Genomic DNA, 16528 nt, shown 5'->3' with positions numbered 1-16528 from the left:
ATTAGCTTTCTGACACCGCAGTGGGTGTTTGAATGTCAATGCTGTAGCGCTCTAGTAAGCTGGCGTAAAGGGAATTCCGGGCTTTCTCCATGTGCTGTGCGCGCCAGTCGCGAAGCACCGCGGCCCTGACTTCGTCGAGCTCGGGCACAGTTTGCGGTTCTGCTGACTCCAAAAACACCAGATGGAATCCGTAGGCAGAAGGAACAGGCCCAGACCAACGTCCTTGCGGTAGGTTTCCTAAACTGTCGGTAAAAGCTTGCCCGAAGCGGTTGCTCAGTTCGGTTTCCCGATTGTCATCAAAACGCTGTGGCATAGCTAAGGCATCGCCCAGCGACCCATCCAGTTCTGGATCATCCACGTCGATTTTAGCCAATGCTGAAGCGGCATCGGCTTGGGCGTCATCACGACGATCGCTGCTAAAAAACCGCTGGCGTAGACTGTATCTGGCATCCCGACGGTAGTCGTCACCGTTGGAGATATACCAATTCTGGAGTTCGTCGTCCGTCGGTTCTATTGAGGCGGCGAACTGGTCCATGAAAGACTCATACTTTTGCCGAAGTCGTCGGCGAACCACCTGATCGTTTGCTGCGAGCCCGAGGGTAAGCGCCTCACGATTAGCGATCTCTTCCCGGATCCAGTCATCCAACAAACCTTTGAGCTCTTCAGCGTTAGGAGGGCGTCGCCAGACGCGGGTGTAGGCGGCGACCAGCTGCTCCTGCTGAGCCACGCTAACGGTAATCTCGTTGGTATCTGTGGATGGGTCATTAAGAAGGACAAAGCTTACAAAAAGTGCGAGGCCTATAAGGGCAAAGTGGAAGAGGGGGTCCTTCAAAATGCCTTTGCGGGGAGGCGAGGGACTACGGTCGGTCATTCTTGTCGATCCAGCTTCTCGATATCTGCTTCCAAGGCCACGGGATCCGAAACATGCTCAGACAGTAAAGAGCGCAACGGCTCAACATTGTTGTGATCGACATGCTGTACTGCAAAGCCAAGCCTTTGCGCCTCGACATGCTGCAGGTAAGCATGGAGTTCCAATGTTCCGTAGCGCCCTGCGTCGATGATAAGTGTGAAGGGTTCGTTGTATTGCGCATCCCAAATATCGGGCTGGTCGGTGGAAATGCCTGCTACGGAAATATCGATCAGTCGCTGATGCCAGACGCTGCCGCCCTGATGTATCTCTACCGGGAGATCAATTTTTGCGCGGGAAAACTGGCGGCGCTCTCCGGGGAAGTCACTCATTCTCTACTCCCTGTTACTGAATACAGAGCGCATTGAAGCACAGCCACCCGCGAGAGCAAAAGCCTGGTCGACCTTATTTTAGTTTCCGGTAGCGAAGGCGCTGAGGCTGATCTGCGGCGGCGCCTATGCGCTGTCGCCGGTCCTCTTCATAATCGCTGTAATTGCCTTCATGGAATATGACACCGCCGTCGTCCTCGTAGGCGAGGATGTGTGTTGCCACCCGGTCCAGGAACCAGCGGTCGTGCGAAATCACCATCACTGAGCCCGGGAAAGCAAGTATTGCTTCCTCTAGCGCTCGGAGGGTCTCAACATCGAGATCGTTGGTAGGCTCGTCCAGGAGTAGCACGTTGGCCCCCTGCTTTAAAAGCTTGGCGAGATGGAGCCGGTTACGCTCACCACCCGACAAGTCTTTGACGAACTTTTGCTGGTCGGCGCCCTTAAAGTTGAAGCGGCCCACATAGGAGCGGGAGTTAACCTCGTAGCCACCGATATTCATGATATCCAGGCCATCGGAGATCTCTTCCCACACGGTCTTTTCTCCCGCGAGGTCATCTCGGGACTGATCTACGTAAGCGAGCTTAACGGTTTCGCCCAGCTCGATAGTCCCGGAGTCCGGCTGTTCTTCACCGTTGATGAGTCGGAACAACGTGGACTTACCCATACCATTGGCACCGATAATCCCAACGATGCTGCCCTTGGGGACGGAGAGAGTCAGGTCTTCAAAGAGGAGGCGGTCATCGTAGGTCTTGCGAAGATTCTGCACCTCGATGACCTTATCCCCCAGGCGCGGTCCCGGTGGTATGTAGATTTCATTCGTTTCGTTGCGGCTTTGAAACTCCTGCGATTGCAATTCCTCAAAGCGTGCCAGACGCGCTTTACTCTTAGCCTGTCGTCCCTTCGGATTACTGCGCACCCACTCCAATTCAGCTTTGATCGCTTTTTGATGGGAGGCTTCCTGTCGCTGCTCCTGTGCGAGTCGCTGCTCCTTCGCGTCCAGCCAGTCGGAGTAATTCCCTTCATAGGGGATACCGCGACCTCTATCTAACTCGAGAATCCATCCTGCGGCATTGTCCAAAAAGTAGCGATCGTGAGTAATGGCGACCACAGTTCCGGGAAAGTCCTCCAGAAAACGTTCTAACCAGCCGACGCTTTCGGCATCGAGATGGTTCGTGGGTTCGTCCAAAAGCAACATGTCCGGGCCCGAAAGCAGCAAGCGGCACAGCGCGACGCGTCGACGTTCACCGCCCGATAGAGTTGTGACATCCGCATCCCAAGGGGGGAGGCGCAGAGCGTCCGCGGCAACCTCAAGACGGTGATCGATGTTGTGTGCATCCGTGGCCTGAATAACATCCTCTAAGCGCGCCTGCTCTTTTGCCAGGGCGTCAAAATCCGCATCGGGTTCGGCGTAGTCTGCGTAAACCTTCTCGAGTCCAGCGAGGGCATCCAGCGCAACGCTCAGACCCTCCTCTACGTTGCCCCGCACGTCCTTCTCGGGATCGAGCTGTGGCTCCTGAGGGAGATAGCCTATATTCAGATCAGGCTGGGGGCGCGCTTCACCAAGGATATCCGTGTCCAGGCCGGCCATGATTTTCAGGAGCGTCGACTTGCCCGAGCCATTCAAACCCAAAACGCCGATTTTGGCTCCGGGAAAGAAAGACAGTGAGATGTTCTCAAGGATGGTTTTTTTTGGTGGGACGACCTTGCCCACTCGGTTCATGCTGTAGACGTACTGTGCCATGTGAAGATCTGATTCCTCTGGTTTGAGGCGCGGATTCTAGCAAATGCACAGTCGAGATAGGCCAGATGCCGGCTTTCGGTTAAAATCTCGCCTTTACCGCTTTTGCGCGCATCAGGAGAGATCGCCATGTTTGACGATGCCATGTCTATTGAGGGCTTCGACGATGCCCTGTTTTCCGCTATTTGCGACGAAGAATGTCGCCAAGAAGAGCATATCGAGCTCATAGCCTCAGAAAACTACGCCAGCCCACGGGTGCTTCAGGCACAGGGATCCGTGCTCACTAACAAGTATGCTGAGGGGTATCCCGGTAAGCGCTACTACGGTGGTTGCGAATACGTAGACAAAGCAGAGGAGCTCGCGGTAGAGCGTGCGAAGGTTCTGTTTGGCGCGGATTACGCGAATGTGCAGCCTCACTCTGGTTCTCAGGCTAATTCTGCGGTGTTTCAGGCGCTGGTCAAGCCAGGCGATACGATCCTGGGTATGAGCTTGGCTGACGGTGGACACCTCACCCATGGTGCCAAGCCCAATTTCTCAGGTAAGCACTACAACGCTATCCAATACGGTTTGGACAACGACACGGGCGAGATAGATTACGATCAGCTCGATGCGCTGGCTCGAGAGCATAAGCCAGCGATGATAATCGGCGGTTTCTCTGCTTACAGCCGCGTCGTGGATTGGTCGCGTTATCGCGCTATTGCCGACGAGGTGGGCGCTTATCTGCTGGTCGACATGGCACATGTCGCTGGTCTGGTGGCAGCGGGGGTTTACCCAAATCCGGTGCCCTTTGCCGATGTGGTTACTTCAACGACCCATAAAACGCTGCGTGGTCCCCGCGGCGGCATTATTTTGGCGAAAGCAAACGAAGAGCTGGAGAAAAAGTTCCAGTCGGCGGTTTTCCCCGGAGGCCAGGGCGGCCCGTTGATGCACGTAATCGCGGCAAAAGCTGTGAGCTTCCTCGAGGCGCAGCAGCCCGAGTTTGTGGCTTATCAAGAACAGGTTGTTACCAATGCCCGCGCTATGGCCGCTACGTTCATGGAACGCGGCATCAATATTGTGTCTGGCGGTACAGACAATCACCTTATGCTCGTTGACCTTATCGGCAAGCCTTACACCGGTAAAGATGCCGACGCAGCCCTGGGCGCCGCAAACATTACGGTGAACAAAAACGCGGTTCCAAACGACCCCCGCTCACCTTTTATTACCTCCGGACTGCGGGTGGGTACACCGGCAATCACCACCAGAGGCTTTGGTGAAGCGGAAACCCGTGAGCTCACCAACTGGATGTGTGACGTGCTCGAGGCTCTCGAAACAGGAGACGCTGAAGCGACTATCACTGCCGTAAAGACAAAGGTTCTTGCGATCTGTGCGCGTTTTCCGGTCTACGGAGAGCGCCCGGCGGCTGGCTCGGCGGTTGCCGCTTAAGTCTTGGCCTGTTGAGCAGGGCATGAATCACTCAGTCATAGGCGGATCCGCGAATGCATTGTCCCTTTTGCTCGGCTGACGATACCAAGGTCATCGATTCTCGCTTGGTGACCGACGGCGCCCAGGTCCGCCGACGCCGCGAGTGCTTGTCCTGTAAGGAGCGTTTCACCACCTACGAGGCGGCTGAACTGGTCATGCCCCGTGTGATCAAGCAAAACGGGAGTCGAGAGCCCTTTAATGAAGACAAACTGCGTGCCGGTTTCCTGCGCGCGCTGGAGAAGCGACCCGTCTCCGTGGAGTTGATTGAGGCCGAAATCAGTCATATCAAGCAGAAACTTCGCGCCACGGGAGAGCGCGAGGTGAACTCACGGGTGTTTGGTGAGTTGGTGATGGATAGTCTCAAGGAACTCGATAAAGTGGCGTATGTGCGCTTTGCATCGGTTTACCGAAGCTTTGAGGACATTGCGGAGTTTCAGGCAGCTATCGAGCGCCTGCAGGCGGAGCCCGAATCCCGAACTATCCCATCTGTAAGCCCCCTCGCTGACGACGACGCCTGAGTCGTCGCTTGCACAATGTTTTCTGCAATCGATCATCAGTTTATGGCCCGCGCTCTGCGTTTGGCCGAGCGTGGGAAATACTGGGCGCGGCCTAATCCTCACGTCGGCTGTGTCCTCGTGCGAGACTCAAGCGTAGTCGGGGATGGCTTTACTCAGCCTGCGGGCGGTGATCATGCCGAAGTCATGGCATTAAAGGCCGCTGGTGATGCCGCACGCGGAAGTACCGCCTACGTGACCCTCGAGCCCTGCGCTCATACGGGCCGAACTCCTCCATGCTCACTGGCTCTCATAGCTGCTGGCGTCACGCGTGTGGTGCTTGGACTGCGTGACCCGAACCCGAAGGTAGATGGCGGCGGCATTCGGCAGTTGCTGAGCGAGGGCATTGAGGTTCAAGAGGGTCTCTTGGCCGCTCAGGTTGAGTCGCAGTTAGCGGGTTTTCTGGCGAGGCAGCGCAGGGGCAGGCCGAGGCTGCGCATGAAGCTAGCCATGTCTTTGGATGGGCGCACAGCTATGGCGTCGGGCGAAAGCCAGTGGATTACGGGGCCCCAGGCGAGATTGGATGTGCAGAAGCTGCGTGCAGAAAGCTGCGCTATTGTCACTGGGGTAGGTACGGTTCTGGCGGACGATTGCGCATTGACGGTTCGAGATGAATCCTTTGGTGACGAGCTTTTGCCACCGCCTATGCGGCGCGCATTGCGAGTGGTCGCTGATAGCCATCTACGTACGCCCGCAAACGCCGCGGTACTGCAAGGTGATCAGCCCAGTCTGTTACTTCATTCGAGGGAAGCCCGCGCTAGTGATGCGCCACAGGGTATTGATCATCTGGCGTTGCCTGGCGCAGAGCTCGGCTTGGCGCCCGCAGACATCATCAGTGCACTTTCCGCAAGGGAATGTAACGAGATTCTGTTAGAATCCGGCCCCACTTTAGCGGGTGCGATGCTCCAAAGTGGCCTGGTCGATCAATTGATCGTCTATATGGCACCCGTGCTTCTTGGTAGTCACGCGCGTCCCTTACTGGATTTGCCCCTCGACCGAATGGCTGAGGCCCTGAGGTTACGACTGATCGATCGTAGGCAAATAGGAGACGATCATCGTTTTGTCTTCTCTCCACAGTAATCCGAGAGTTAAGAGTCATTACTGCAGTTAGGAAATCGAATGTTTACGGGAATTATTCAGGCAGTGGGAACGGTCGCGGCACAGCAGCCTAGCGGCGGTGACCTACGTATGCGGATTCACACTGGAAAGCTGGCTCTCGATGATGTTGGTATCGGCGATAGCATCGCAACCAACGGCGTCTGTCTGACGGTCACCGAGTTGCCCGGAGATGGTTTCTGGGCCGATGTCTCACGAGAGACTTTGAATCTGACGACCCTGGGGGGCTTGTCTCAGGGTTCTTCGGTGAACCTTGAAAAATCTTTGACTCCTGAAAGTCGTCTTGGCGGCCACATCGTGAGTGGCCACGTGGACGGCTTGGGCGAGATTGTCAGCATGGAGGAAGATGCGCGATCGTGGCGGGTTGTGGTTCGTGCCCCGGACGAACTGGCGAAGTACATTGCGCACAAAGGCAGCATCTGTATCGACGGAACGAGTTTGACGGTAAATGCGGTCGATGGTGCCAATTTCGATCTCAACATCATCCCCCAGACCATGACTGAAACAGTTTTTGAACACTACAGCCCCGGCAGTCGAGTGAACCTGGAGGTCGATGTGATTGCCCGTTACCTGGAGCGATTGCTACAGGGTAAAGAAGCGGCGAACCCCAATGGCGGGATTGATTATCAAACCCTGGCTGACAATGGTTACTTGGATGCAGGCGCATGACTGAGCTGAATATCAATAGCGTTGGAGAGTTACTCGACGATCTCCGTCACGGTCGTATGGTGGTGATCCTCGATGAACGTGATGAGCGAAGTAACGAGGGAGTCGTTATGGTGGCTGCGGAGCATTGCAGTGCCGAGCACGTGACTTTTATGGCGCGAAAAGCGCGAGGACTTGTGTGTCTTGCTTTAACCCAAGAGCGCTGTGCGCAACTGGATTTACCGCCCATGGTGGCTGGGAACACCAGTGAAACTTCGCATTTCACGCTGTCCATCGAGGCAGCGAAAGGCATTGATACCGGGATATCTGCCGCGGACAGAGCGCATACGGTGCAAGTGGCGGTGGCGCCCCAGGCGGTACCGGGTGATATCGTGCAACCGGGGCATATCTTCCCCCTGGCGGCAGAGCCCGGCGGCGTGCTAACTCGCGCAGGCCACACAGAAACTGCCGTTGATTACATGCGTATTGCCGGTCTTACGCCTGCGGCGGTAATCGCCGATGTGCTCGATGACAAGGGAGAGCTTGCAGATGGTCCTGCCCTCGTTGAGTTTGCGAGCAACCATAATTTGAAGGTTGGGACCGTGGCGGATTTGATTCACTATCGGATCGCCAACGAACAGACTATCGAGCGAGTACGCGAAGGTCAGATAGACACGCTTCACGGTGTATTCCAAATGACGACCTATCGCGATCGAACCCACGGTGGTCTGCATATTGCGCTTAGCCTTGGAGCCATCAACGCATCTGAATCTACGCTGGTGCGCGTTCACGCGAGCTCAACGCTGCGAGATTTGCTGGGTAGCGATGTACAGGGACAGGTCGGTTGGAGTGTGCAGCGGAGCTTGGAGGCGATAGCACAAGCTGGTTCCGGTGTGCTGGTGCTCTTGAGCCGAAGCGAGACTGATGAACAGCTGCTGCACAGTATTGACCTTGCGCTGGGTAAGCTTGAGCCTCGTGATCCGAAGGCGGGTGATAGCTACAACACCGTTGGTGTTGGTTCCCAAATACTCCGCGAACTCGGGGTAGGTAAGATTCGCCTGATGGGTGCGCCGATCAAGTACAATGCCATTTCAGGTTTTGGCCTTGAGGTCATTGACTACCTTGAGCCGCCAACGGCTGACGAGGGTTAACAACCGTTAAGAAAGGGTAGGTGTTCGCGATGACAGCTGCCCTGTCGTTGTGATGAACAGAGAAGAACAGAGAAGAACTGAGAAGAACTGAGAAGAACTGAGAAGAGTTGATCATGAGTAATTTAAACACTATCGAAGGAACGATGACTCACACCACCGGGCGCTACGCTTTACTGGTGGGTCGTTGGAATAGTTTTGTGGTGGAGCATTTGCTTGAGGGCGCTGTAGACACGCTGAAACGTCACGGCGTTGCAGACGCGCAGATCACCGTTATTCGTGTTCCCGGCGCCTTTGAAATACCCCTGGCCTGCCAGCGCTTAGCCAAGACCGGTGATTACGATGCGATTGTCGCTCTGGGGGCCGTGATTCGTGGTGGCACCCCGCACTTTGAGCACGTTGCGGGAGAATGCACCAAAGGCATCGCCCAAGTGAGTCTGAGTCATGATATTCCCATCTCCTTTGGGGTGTTGACGGTGGATAGTATCGAGCAGGCGATCGAGCGTTCGGGCACCAAAGCCGGGAACAAAGGTGTTGAAGCTGCGTTGTCCGCATTGGAGATGGTAAGCCTTCTGGGGCAGCTCGGCTGAGGTGTCTAAGCAGGCTCAACAAGAACTGATCGCCCGTCGTCGTAAAGCACGTCACTACGCGCTACAGGCGCTCTATCAGTGGCATATGGCGGGTGCTACTACCACGGACATAGAGGCAGAGTTCCGCACAGACTATGACTTTTCTGTGGTGGACCTCGAGTACTTTCAAGCGCTGATTCACGGTGTTCCGCCGTTGGTAGATGAGCTTGATGTTCTGCTTGAACCATTACTGGATCGCGAGCTACGCGAGCTTGACCCCATTGAGCGTTCTCTTTTGCGCATGGGGGGATTCGAGCTTCGAGATCGTATCGATGTTCCCTATCGGGTAGTTATCAATGAGTCCGTAGCTCTGGCCAAAAAATTTGGCGCGGCAGAGAGTTACAAGTACATCAACGGCGTGCTGGATAAGCTGGCGCGGCAGTTACGTGGTCCTGAGGTTAGTGCCGGACGCTAAGCAGCCGCGCGGCGAATTTGGCCTGATCGCGCAATACTTCAGCAAGCTTGATAAAAGCTCGGACGTCGTTCTTGGGAATGGCGACGACGGAGCCGTACTTCAGCTGAACAGCGGGGAAGAGCTCGTTGTCTCAGTTGACAGCATGCTTGAAGGCGTTCACTTCCCTAAGAATTCTCCTCCCGAAGATGTTGCTTATCGTTCCGTGGCCGCTGCAGTAAGCGACCTCGCAGCAATGGGTGCTCGACCTCTTGCCATGACCCTGGCGATAAGTATCCCCCACGCAGATGATGTCTGTTTAAGCGATATCCGTTCGGGTTTGACTGATGCCGTTTCCGATTTTGATCTCCCTTTGGTGGGAGGTGATCTGACACGAGGAGCGCTCTCGCTCAGTGTTCAGGTGATGGGTGCTGTTCCTTGTGGGCAAGCCATCCGTCGAGATGGCGCAAGGCCCGGTGACCTGGTGTATGTCAGCGGTTCCCTTGGAGATTCTGCTGCAGGCCTGGCACTTATCGAGGGTCGGCTAGCTGGAGATGCACAGGCTGAAGACACCTTGCGCGCGCGATTTTGGCGGCCATCACCGGCTCTTGATCTGGGCGTGAGTCTTCGGCGTCAGGCCACCTCTGCGATCGATGTATCTGATGGGCTTCTAGCGGATCTTGGGCACATAGCAGAGGCAAGCAAGGTCTGTGTGTGCGTCGACTCCGCCCTCATTCCGCTTTCTCAGGCCTTGAAGACCATAGTTTCGACTGAGCAGGCTCTGTCCTGGGCGCTGGGGGGAGGGGAGGATTATCGCCTGTGTTTCACTTTGCCTGAATCCGTCCCGGTTCCTGAGGGGAGCACACGAATAGGCTGCGTTGAGAGCGGCTCAGGTGTACGCTGTGATGCAGCAGGCGAGATCCATGGATACCGCCATTTTTAGCGTGACCGCTTTTTGGGAGTTTTCAACACTATGGTGCCGACCGTGAGCGCCCCGCCCCGCCCAAAACTTTCCGATCCCATACAGCTACTGGCTTTTGGCTTTGGTTCTGGACTCGCTCCAAAAGCGCCGGGCACTGTAGGTACCGTGGCGGCACTGCCCTTGTACTGGCTTATGGCCCCGCAACCTTTGTGGATCTACAGCACAATAGTTGTCGTCGCTGCATTGTTGGGTATCTGGATTTGTGATCGCGCCAGCACGGCGCTGAACGTGCATGACCATCCAGGCATTGTTTGGGATGAATTTGTGGGGCTATGGATCGCTCTGTGGGCCGTCCCGGTCGAACCGCTGTGGATTCTCGCGGGTTTCCTGGTGTTTCGAGTATTCGACATCGCCAAACCGTGGCCCATCGGCTGGCTTGATCGGCGAGCTGGGGGCGGTTTCGGCATTATGATCGATGATGTTGTGGCGGGCATTCTTGCTTGCCTGACGCTCCACCTTGCTTTGTGGCTGGTTGCTGGCCTATGAGACTTTTTTTACTGATTTGGGCTTTTGCGTTCGCGCCACTGCTTAAAGGAGAAATTCTTGTGGAGGCGCTGCTTCCCGGACTCGCGGTGATGAAGATCGATGGTCAGCGGGTTACATTGAGGGAAGGGCAGAGCGAGGGCGGCGTGCTGTTGTTGTCGGCCGACGCGCAGTCGGCTCTAGTAGAGATAGACGGACAGCAACAGCGCTTACGTGTTTCTCAGCGGATTAGCGGTCAATTTAATGAGCCCCAAGAGCGCAGCGTCGCGATTCCTCGCAACGAGCAAATGCAATATGTGACAAGCGCAGAGATTAATAACATTCGGCTCGCAATGCTCGTGGATACGGGGGCGAATATCATCGCTCTGAATAGTAGAGATGCCCGAGCCGTGGGTATCGCGGAAGATGACGGGGTTGCGGCGAGAGTGCAGACGGCGGGGTCGGTAGTGCCTGCCAGGCGAGTACTTCTTGATACGGTTATCGTAGGCGGAATTCGTGTAGACGGTGTGGCCGCAACGGTGATCGAAGGGGAGCAGCCTTCCGTCGCTCTCCTGGGAATGAGTTTTCTGCAGCACGTGGATATGCAGGAGCAGAGCGGCATTCTCACCTTGAAAGCACGCTGGTGATCCTCGCCCCGACCACTGTTTTAACGGTTCGTGAGGCTCCTGAGCTCTGTTAGACTAGCGCGCCCTTGTAGTTGCTGGATAGATTAGTGTCAGTAAGATTTGTTGAGGCCTCGCGTTTACCCACAGACTGGGCCGTGTTCACAATGCACGGTTTTGAGGATGTTGAGGCAAATAAGGAGCATCTAGTGCTTACGCTGGGTGATGTCTCGACCGGCGAACCGGTACTCACCCGAGTGCATTCTGAGTGTCTTACCGGTGACGCCCTTTTCAGCCTGCGTTGCGATTGCGGCAATCAGCTTCAAGCCGCGCTTCGAGCCATTGCTCACGAGGGTCGCGGTGCCTTGCTCTACCTCCGACAGGAAGGTCGCGGTATAGGTTTACTGAATAAGATCAAGGCTTATCAGCTTCAGGACGAAGGGGCTGATACCGTTGAAGCGAATGAGCAGCTGGGGTTCGGGGCGGATATGCGTGATTACACCATTGTTCGGCCCATGTTTGAGCACTTGCAAATGAGTCGAGTGCGGCTCATGACTAACAATCCACGTAAAGTTGCAGCACTTACTGAGTTGGGCATTGATGTGATGGAGCGTGTCGCGCTGCAATGCGATAGCAACCCGCACAACGAGAAATACCTGCAGACCAAAGGATCCAAGCTCGGCCATATGTTGGAGGAGCGCTGAAGCGCTGTCTGATCCTCAGCGTCCGAAAAACTTAGCGGTCGCGTTTCACCATTTTTGCCAGAAGTTCGCGAAGCGGATCGGTATTTTCGTCCCACTCGGCGATCAAGCTCAGAGACTCGCGATAGAGCTCTAGTGCAGCTGACTCAGCAGCTTCCAGTCCCATCAGTGCGACATAAGTCGTCTTCCCGGCAGCGGCATCTTTACCTGCGGTTTTGCCAAGCGTTGCGCTGTCGCTTCGAACATCAATTACATCGTCAATGATTTGAAACGCTAGTCCAATTTTGTCGCCCACGAGTCTGAGCTTAGCGATTTGAGAGGCGCTGGCCTCTCCCACTATCCCGCCCATGACCAGTGCCGCTGTAATAAGGGCTCCTGTCTTTAGGGCATGGATTTTTTTGAGCTCATCCAGGGAAAGCTCTTTCTCCGTTGCTTCTATATCAAGCCCTTGGCCACCCACCATGCCATCAAACCCCGACGCTTTTGCCAGGCATTGGACGAGTGCAACTCGCTGCTCAGCGCTTAACTGATCGTCGTTGGCTATCAATTCAAACGCCTTGGCCTGCAAGCCGTCACCCACAAGGATTGCCGTTGCCTCGTCGAACGCCACGTGTAATGTGGGGCGACCGCGGCGAAGGTCGTCGTCATCCATTGCCGGAAGATCATCGTGGATCAGCGAGTAAGTGTGGATGAGCTCAATAGCTTCGGCTGAAGCTGTAGCTTTACTGTCCGTAGACTGGCCGCCGGTCGCACGTGCCGCCGCTGCAAGGAGTTTGGGGCGGAGGCGTTTGCCAGAATTCATACTTGAAGCTAAGAGCGCTCGCTCTAACGCGGTTGTCGCTGTAGTTCTCTCGGCCACAACACGCTCTCCAGTCATTAGTCGGAGACCTCATCCAATTCGGCGTGCTTTGGTAAGGAGGACTTCTCGATGATAGCGACTTGCTCTTCTGCGGCGCTAAGACGCTCTTGTGCCAGTTTTATGAGATCCACGGCCTCCGCGTAGACACTACTCGCTCGCTCCAAAGGAATGTCCGCTGACTCTAGATCGCGGGTCAGTTCGTCGATCCTGTTACTTATTTCCGCGAAGGAATCCGAAGTTTCTTTCGCTAATTTCTTTGGCGTTTTCATTCAAGTTCTCGGCTGTTAGTGGGTCGAACGATGGGCGTCTCTACTTAGGAAGGTTTTTCTAATTATGAGGAATTTGGTTTCTCAAACAAGAATAACGGTTCTCGAGGGTTTATGCCTGAACGTTTCGGATCAATGTGCGCAAGGACCTGTTTGTGTTCCACCACTTTCGACGTGAAGCCCGCGTGTTCCACAAGATCAAATACATCAGCGCCAAACAAGCGCACGTGGTCTTCCTGTCCGTAAGCCTCCAGCCTTGCTGCATCGGCGGTAATTCCCGGGTCGCAGAATGTTGATCGAAGTATTGAGCTGTAAGGCGTTTGCAGAATCGCCAGCCCACCTGGTTTTAGAACGCGAAAAAACTCACTCAATGCCGACTTGAGATTATCAATGTGCTCCAGCACGTGGTTTGCAATCACGATATTGACGGATTGCGGGGCTAGAGCAAGATTTTCAACGTTCATTTGTGCTGAAACGAAAGGCTTTCTTGCTAAGTCGATGGCGAGGTACATATTTGGCTGCTGATCCAGAACAAAGCTGCGGAGCGTTTTTTCCGGAGCTACGTGCAAGACATTCGCGTCGCTGAATCGCGATGCAAGGCCAAGTGCCTCAATGTAGAGCAGCAAGTGCCTATCTCTATCATTGCAGCCGCACCACGGACACTCGAAGTTATTCACATCACTGCCTATGACATTCAGCGCCTTCATCAACGCGGGACTGTTTTTATCCCCGCCGCGGTGGCTCAAAAAACGTCCCAAGCTTTTGCTGCAGGCAACACAGCTGGACGAAGAGAGTAGGGGCGGGCGACACATAAGCGCCCACAAGGCTCGGCGTGGGTGACGTATTTGTCTGATTCCAAACAACGGCAGCTATCTCCTTTACTGGTCAATAGATAGGGTCTAGAGCCGCTTAGGCTTTGACTAGCTTGAGCTTCCTAAGCGTTCTATGGAGCATAGAGGTACCCAAGCGAAATCCATATAACTTGATGGAGAGCAATATGATGTTTTGCACGTGTAGCAAGGCCAATGCAGCGTCTCTCTCTTCCAGGCGATAGGCTGCTAACAATGCATTGGTGATTACGGCATTTGCCACCTGATCGTTCTTACTCTGCATAGAGTGGACGCCGGCGGGGTGAACTCTTTGTTGTATTGGCTGCGCCTCAGAGATGAATTTTCCTTTTCCAAAGTCGCCGAGTAGTGACCACATAACTAAATCGCCGTACGGCGCGCGTGTAAGTTGATCAGGCCAAACCTTAATTTCGTTGCGAAAACAGGCACTCGAAGTGAAAAGTGACGTCGTTGACTGCAACTCCAGGCTGCTCAGATCTCGCCGCCGGGCAGTAATCTGAGTAACTTCTTGTGTTTTTTCGATGACTCCCTGTGAATCAGTAAAACAAAGAACAAAGTCTTGATGATTTTCTAGGAAGTCCGCTTGTAACTGTAGCTTATGCGGGTCGACCCAAAAGTCATCGCCGTCACACAAAGCGATGTACTTACCTCGGGCCAAGGTAAAGACATGATTTGCCAGCAGCCTGCAGCCCTTCGACCATTGGTTTTCATCTTGAACAACAAGCCGAATGAGTCGCGGATAGAGTGATCTAAGTTCCTCTAGTATTTCTGTCGTACCATCGGTGGAGGCATCGTCGTGCACAATGATTTCAAAGGGAAAAGACGTTTGCTGCATGAGGAACCCGTGGACAGCATCGTGAATGAAATCGCGGTGATTGAATGTGGTGCAACAAATAGATACCAGTGGCGTCAACGCTTCCATAGGCCATTGAGCCATCACGTCGGATTCTGTCGGCGGCATAGGTCGGGAATCAGTCATTTAGTGCCCTCACCTTTGATTGTGAGTACTTCATAGCCAAGGTTTATGACCCTCAAAAAGACTTCTTCTTAAAAAACGAATCAACAAGGGAGAGGAGATGATGCCTGCGATTGTTATCGCCAAGCCAGTAGCAAGCAGGGTGATGAGAGCTCCGATTCTGTCCTGAGGAAGCGTTACGGCATGTTTGAAAGTGAAAGTGGCGAATAGTATGCCGCTGATGGGTAGGATGACTGCGCGCAGCCAATCCAGATGATGCAGCGAGGGTAGCAGACGCTTCGCAACCCACAATGACCAGCAAAGCGCCGAGGTGTTAACGAGCATCCAAGCGATCCCCGCTCCCTCGATACCCCGGAAATGGATAAGAACAGGCAGGCTGATTAGCAGTCCCGCTGTGGAAAAAGCGGCTCCAATAAGGTGGTAATGGAGATTCCCTTTTGCGACCTGTAGATAGTACGGAATGGAGCCGAGTACGAGTGCCAAGTTTCCCAGAGAGTACCAAGATGCTGTTCTGATGACATCAGCGTATTGATTTGGGCTCGCATCTAGCCAGATACGAAACACATCCTCCATAAAAAAACCGAGGGTCACTGCGACCGCTCCGGCAAACACCGACGCTGCGGTAAGTGTAGCCAAGAAGGTTGTGTGGAGCCCTTTAGAGTCATTTGCTTCCGATAATGACGTGAGCCTTGGTATCAATACACCGCCGAAAGGGCCCGCTAGTATCAACACTCCTGAAGCGATAGTAATTCCGAGCATAAACTCGCCGAATTCACCCAGCGGTAAGATGTTCGAGAGAATGACTCTGTCGGCTTGGCTTGCGATGGACCACAGAACAAGCGCGGCGGAAAGGGTGCCCGTGAGGTGCAGCTCGGACTTCAGGTTTCTGACATCGACTCTAGCGAAGATGGGATGGGGAAGGTTTTTTCTGACGACGAAAAGGATGCACAGTAACTCTACAGCACTACACGAGGCTTGAAACCAGAAGAAGGTACTTAGCGATAGTCCCGGCCAGACTAGGAGGCCCGCGCCAAGTCCATAGCGCAATACATTCCCGAGGACTTGTACAGCACTCGCTGTTACAACCCATTCCATTCCGAGGGCATTAGCCCTGAGGAATCCTGTGATCCACCTGAAACCCAATTGAATGAAAATGGCAACAAGGCAGGTTTGGACGGTAGCAGATGGGAGGTTATCGACGCTCAACCAGACTGTTGCGACAGTGTTTGCGCCGGCAAAGCCCGCGATCAGGATTGCACAGAAGCCGGCTGCTGCAAACAATAAAACCAGTCTGAAGATAGCGTGAAAGCGCGCGGTATCTCCCGTTTCTTTGAAACTAGAGGTGGCGCGCATCAATGAAGTTGCTACGCCCAGGTCTAGAAGTACTATCAGCGATTGAACCGTGGCGAGGATCCCTATGAGTCCATAGGCCTCCTTACCCAAAAAACTCAGGAAAATCGGGGTGGCAATAAGTAGGCCCAAGGCTCCGGAGAGCTGGGCTATCAGTGCAGAGGCTGCATCGATACTTAACTTCCACATGCTCGTTGTCTTTCGAAAATAGTTGTCTTTAAGGTCGGTTTAACGCGACTTGCGAATTGGGCTGCGGTGAACCTCTTCTAGAAACCGCAGGCCTCTGGCAGCTGCGTGGGCGCTGTGAACATGATCTTTGGACTCCGGCTGCCCCACCAATAGTTCGCTAAAGTCAGCGTAAAGATTAGCAAATGCCTCAATGAAGCCTGCTGGATGGCCCGGCTTGAAGCGATTGTATTCTGGTTTTTCCATCTCGGATTCCGCATGCCCCCGGCCGCGGTCAAGTATCTCTCGTCTGCCATCGTTGAAGCTAAGCAGCAGCTCCTCTGGGTTCATTTGGTGCCATTCCGCGGCAGCGTC

At 54.5% G+C, this 16528-nt stretch carries 19 protein-coding genes and 1 pseudogene; 11 read left to right on the top strand and 9 right to left on the bottom strand.

From position 1 onward, the window contains the following. Nucleotide 1 precedes the first annotated feature (1 nt). The 3 genes from AB8B76_RS10995 to ettA all read right to left on the bottom strand — a co-directional run bounded on the left by AB8B76_RS10995 (nt 2) and on the right by ettA (nt 2977). Nucleotides 2-871, bottom strand: a complete 870-nt coding sequence (locus tag AB8B76_RS10995) for a peptidyl-prolyl cis-trans isomerase (RefSeq protein ID WP_405272457.1) — start codon at nt 869-871, stop codon at nt 2-4. Continuing rightward, the gene (locus AB8B76_RS10990; RefSeq protein ID WP_405272455.1) at nt 868-1239 is read right to left on the bottom strand and encodes a PilZ domain-containing protein; all 372 of its coding nucleotides are present in this window, start codon (nt 1237-1239) and stop codon (nt 868-870) included. Before AB8B76_RS10990 ends, AB8B76_RS10995 begins: the two co-directional genes overlap by 4 nt. A 73-nt stretch (nt 1240-1312) precedes the next feature. Further along, a complete protein-coding gene (ettA, locus tag AB8B76_RS10985; RefSeq protein WP_405272453.1) occupies nt 1313-2977 on the bottom strand; it encodes an energy-dependent translational throttle protein EttA in 1665 nt (554 codons plus the stop codon). A 126-nt stretch (nt 2978-3103) separates the two neighbouring features. Between ettA and glyA the strand changes: the two genes are divergently transcribed. From glyA to ribA, 11 genes are all read left to right on the top strand, one after another. Further along, nucleotides 3104-4399, top strand: a complete 1296-nt coding sequence (gene glyA / locus AB8B76_RS10980) for a serine hydroxymethyltransferase (RefSeq protein WP_405272452.1) — start codon at nt 3104-3106, stop codon at nt 4397-4399. A 53-nt stretch (nt 4400-4452) separates the two neighbouring features. Further along, nucleotides 4453-4956, top strand: coding sequence for a transcriptional regulator NrdR (nrdR, locus tag AB8B76_RS10975; protein WP_405272451.1), 504 nt, complete (start codon nt 4453-4455; stop codon nt 4954-4956). 15 nt (nt 4957-4971) lie between these two features. Next, nucleotides 4972-6072, top strand: a complete 1101-nt coding sequence (ribD, locus tag AB8B76_RS10970; RefSeq protein ID WP_405272449.1) for a bifunctional diaminohydroxyphosphoribosylaminopyrimidine deaminase/5-amino-6-(5-phosphoribosylamino)uracil reductase RibD — start codon at nt 4972-4974, stop codon at nt 6070-6072. A gap of 39 nt (nt 6073-6111) precedes the next feature. Further along, nucleotides 6112-6777 carry a riboflavin synthase gene (locus AB8B76_RS10965; protein ID WP_405272448.1) on the top strand — a complete coding sequence of 222 codons (666 nt, stop codon included), beginning with the start codon at nt 6112-6114 and terminating at the stop codon, nt 6775-6777. Continuing rightward, complete coding sequence (ribB, locus tag AB8B76_RS10960) at nt 6774-7904, top strand: 3,4-dihydroxy-2-butanone-4-phosphate synthase (RefSeq protein ID WP_405272446.1); 1131 nt, start codon at nt 6774-6776, stop codon at nt 7902-7904. The genes AB8B76_RS10965 and ribB overlap by 4 nt, the downstream gene beginning before the upstream one ends. A gap of 113 nt (nt 7905-8017) precedes the next feature. Further along, on the top strand, nt 8018-8491 hold the full coding sequence (gene ribE, locus AB8B76_RS10955; protein WP_405272444.1) for a 6,7-dimethyl-8-ribityllumazine synthase: 474 nt from the start codon (nt 8018-8020) through the stop codon (nt 8489-8491). A gap of 1 nt (nt 8492) precedes the next feature. Then, nucleotides 8493-8945, top strand: coding sequence for a transcription antitermination factor NusB (nusB, locus tag AB8B76_RS10950; RefSeq protein ID WP_405272442.1), 453 nt, complete (start codon nt 8493-8495; stop codon nt 8943-8945). Then, entirely contained in the window at nt 8917-9864 is a 948-nt protein-coding gene (gene thiL, locus AB8B76_RS10945; RefSeq protein WP_405272441.1) for a thiamine-phosphate kinase, read from the top strand. Before nusB ends, thiL begins: the two co-directional genes overlap by 29 nt. Before the next feature lie 42 nt (nt 9865-9906). Then, complete coding sequence (locus AB8B76_RS10940; RefSeq protein WP_405272439.1) at nt 9907-10389, top strand: phosphatidylglycerophosphatase A; 483 nt, start codon at nt 9907-9909, stop codon at nt 10387-10389. Next, entirely contained in the window at nt 10386-11012 is a 627-nt protein-coding gene (locus AB8B76_RS10935) for a TIGR02281 family clan AA aspartic protease (protein WP_405272437.1), read from the top strand. The genes AB8B76_RS10940 and AB8B76_RS10935 overlap by 4 nt, the downstream gene beginning before the upstream one ends. 86 nt (nt 11013-11098) lie before the next feature. Beyond that, nucleotides 11099-11692 (top strand): GTP cyclohydrolase II, encoded by a 594-nt coding sequence (ribA, locus tag AB8B76_RS10930; protein WP_405272436.1) that lies wholly within the window; start codon nt 11099-11101, stop codon nt 11690-11692. A gap of 31 nt (nt 11693-11723) precedes the next feature. Here ribA and AB8B76_RS10925 read toward each other — a convergent pair whose 3' ends face one another. From AB8B76_RS10925 to AB8B76_RS10900, 6 genes and pseudogenes are all read right to left on the bottom strand, one after another. After that, on the bottom strand, nt 11724-12566 hold the full coding sequence (locus AB8B76_RS10925; RefSeq protein ID WP_405272434.1) for a polyprenyl synthetase family protein: 843 nt from the start codon (nt 12564-12566) through the stop codon (nt 11724-11726). Further along, nucleotides 12566-12817 (bottom strand): exodeoxyribonuclease VII small subunit, encoded by a 252-nt coding sequence (xseB, locus tag AB8B76_RS10920; protein ID WP_405272432.1) that lies wholly within the window; start codon nt 12815-12817, stop codon nt 12566-12568. Before xseB ends, AB8B76_RS10925 begins: the two co-directional genes overlap by 1 nt. Nucleotides 12818-12879: 62 nt before the next feature. Then, on the bottom strand, nt 12880-13572 hold the full coding sequence (locus tag AB8B76_RS10915; RefSeq protein ID WP_405272430.1) for a methyltransferase domain-containing protein: 693 nt from the start codon (nt 13570-13572) through the stop codon (nt 12880-12882). A 151-nt stretch (nt 13573-13723) separates the two neighbouring features. Continuing rightward, nucleotides 13724-14641: a glycosyltransferase family 2 protein gene (locus tag AB8B76_RS10910; protein WP_405272429.1), complete on the bottom strand. Its 918-nt coding sequence runs from the start codon at nt 14639-14641 to the stop codon at nt 13724-13726. Nucleotides 14642-14671: 30 nt separating this feature from the next. After that, nucleotides 14672-16177, bottom strand: a complete 1506-nt coding sequence (locus AB8B76_RS10905) for a lipopolysaccharide biosynthesis protein (protein WP_405272427.1) — start codon at nt 16175-16177, stop codon at nt 14672-14674. 39 nt (nt 16178-16216) lie between these two features. Continuing rightward, nucleotides 16217-16528, bottom strand: a pseudogene (locus AB8B76_RS10900) (hypothetical protein); the annotation flags it as partial.

It is taken from the genome of Congregibacter sp., assembly GCF_045107095.1.
Classification (GTDB): Bacteria; Pseudomonadota; Gammaproteobacteria; order Pseudomonadales; family Halieaceae; genus Congregibacter.
Note: the sequence above shows the minus strand (reverse complement) of the source record. Positions and strands in the feature narration are given on the sequence as shown.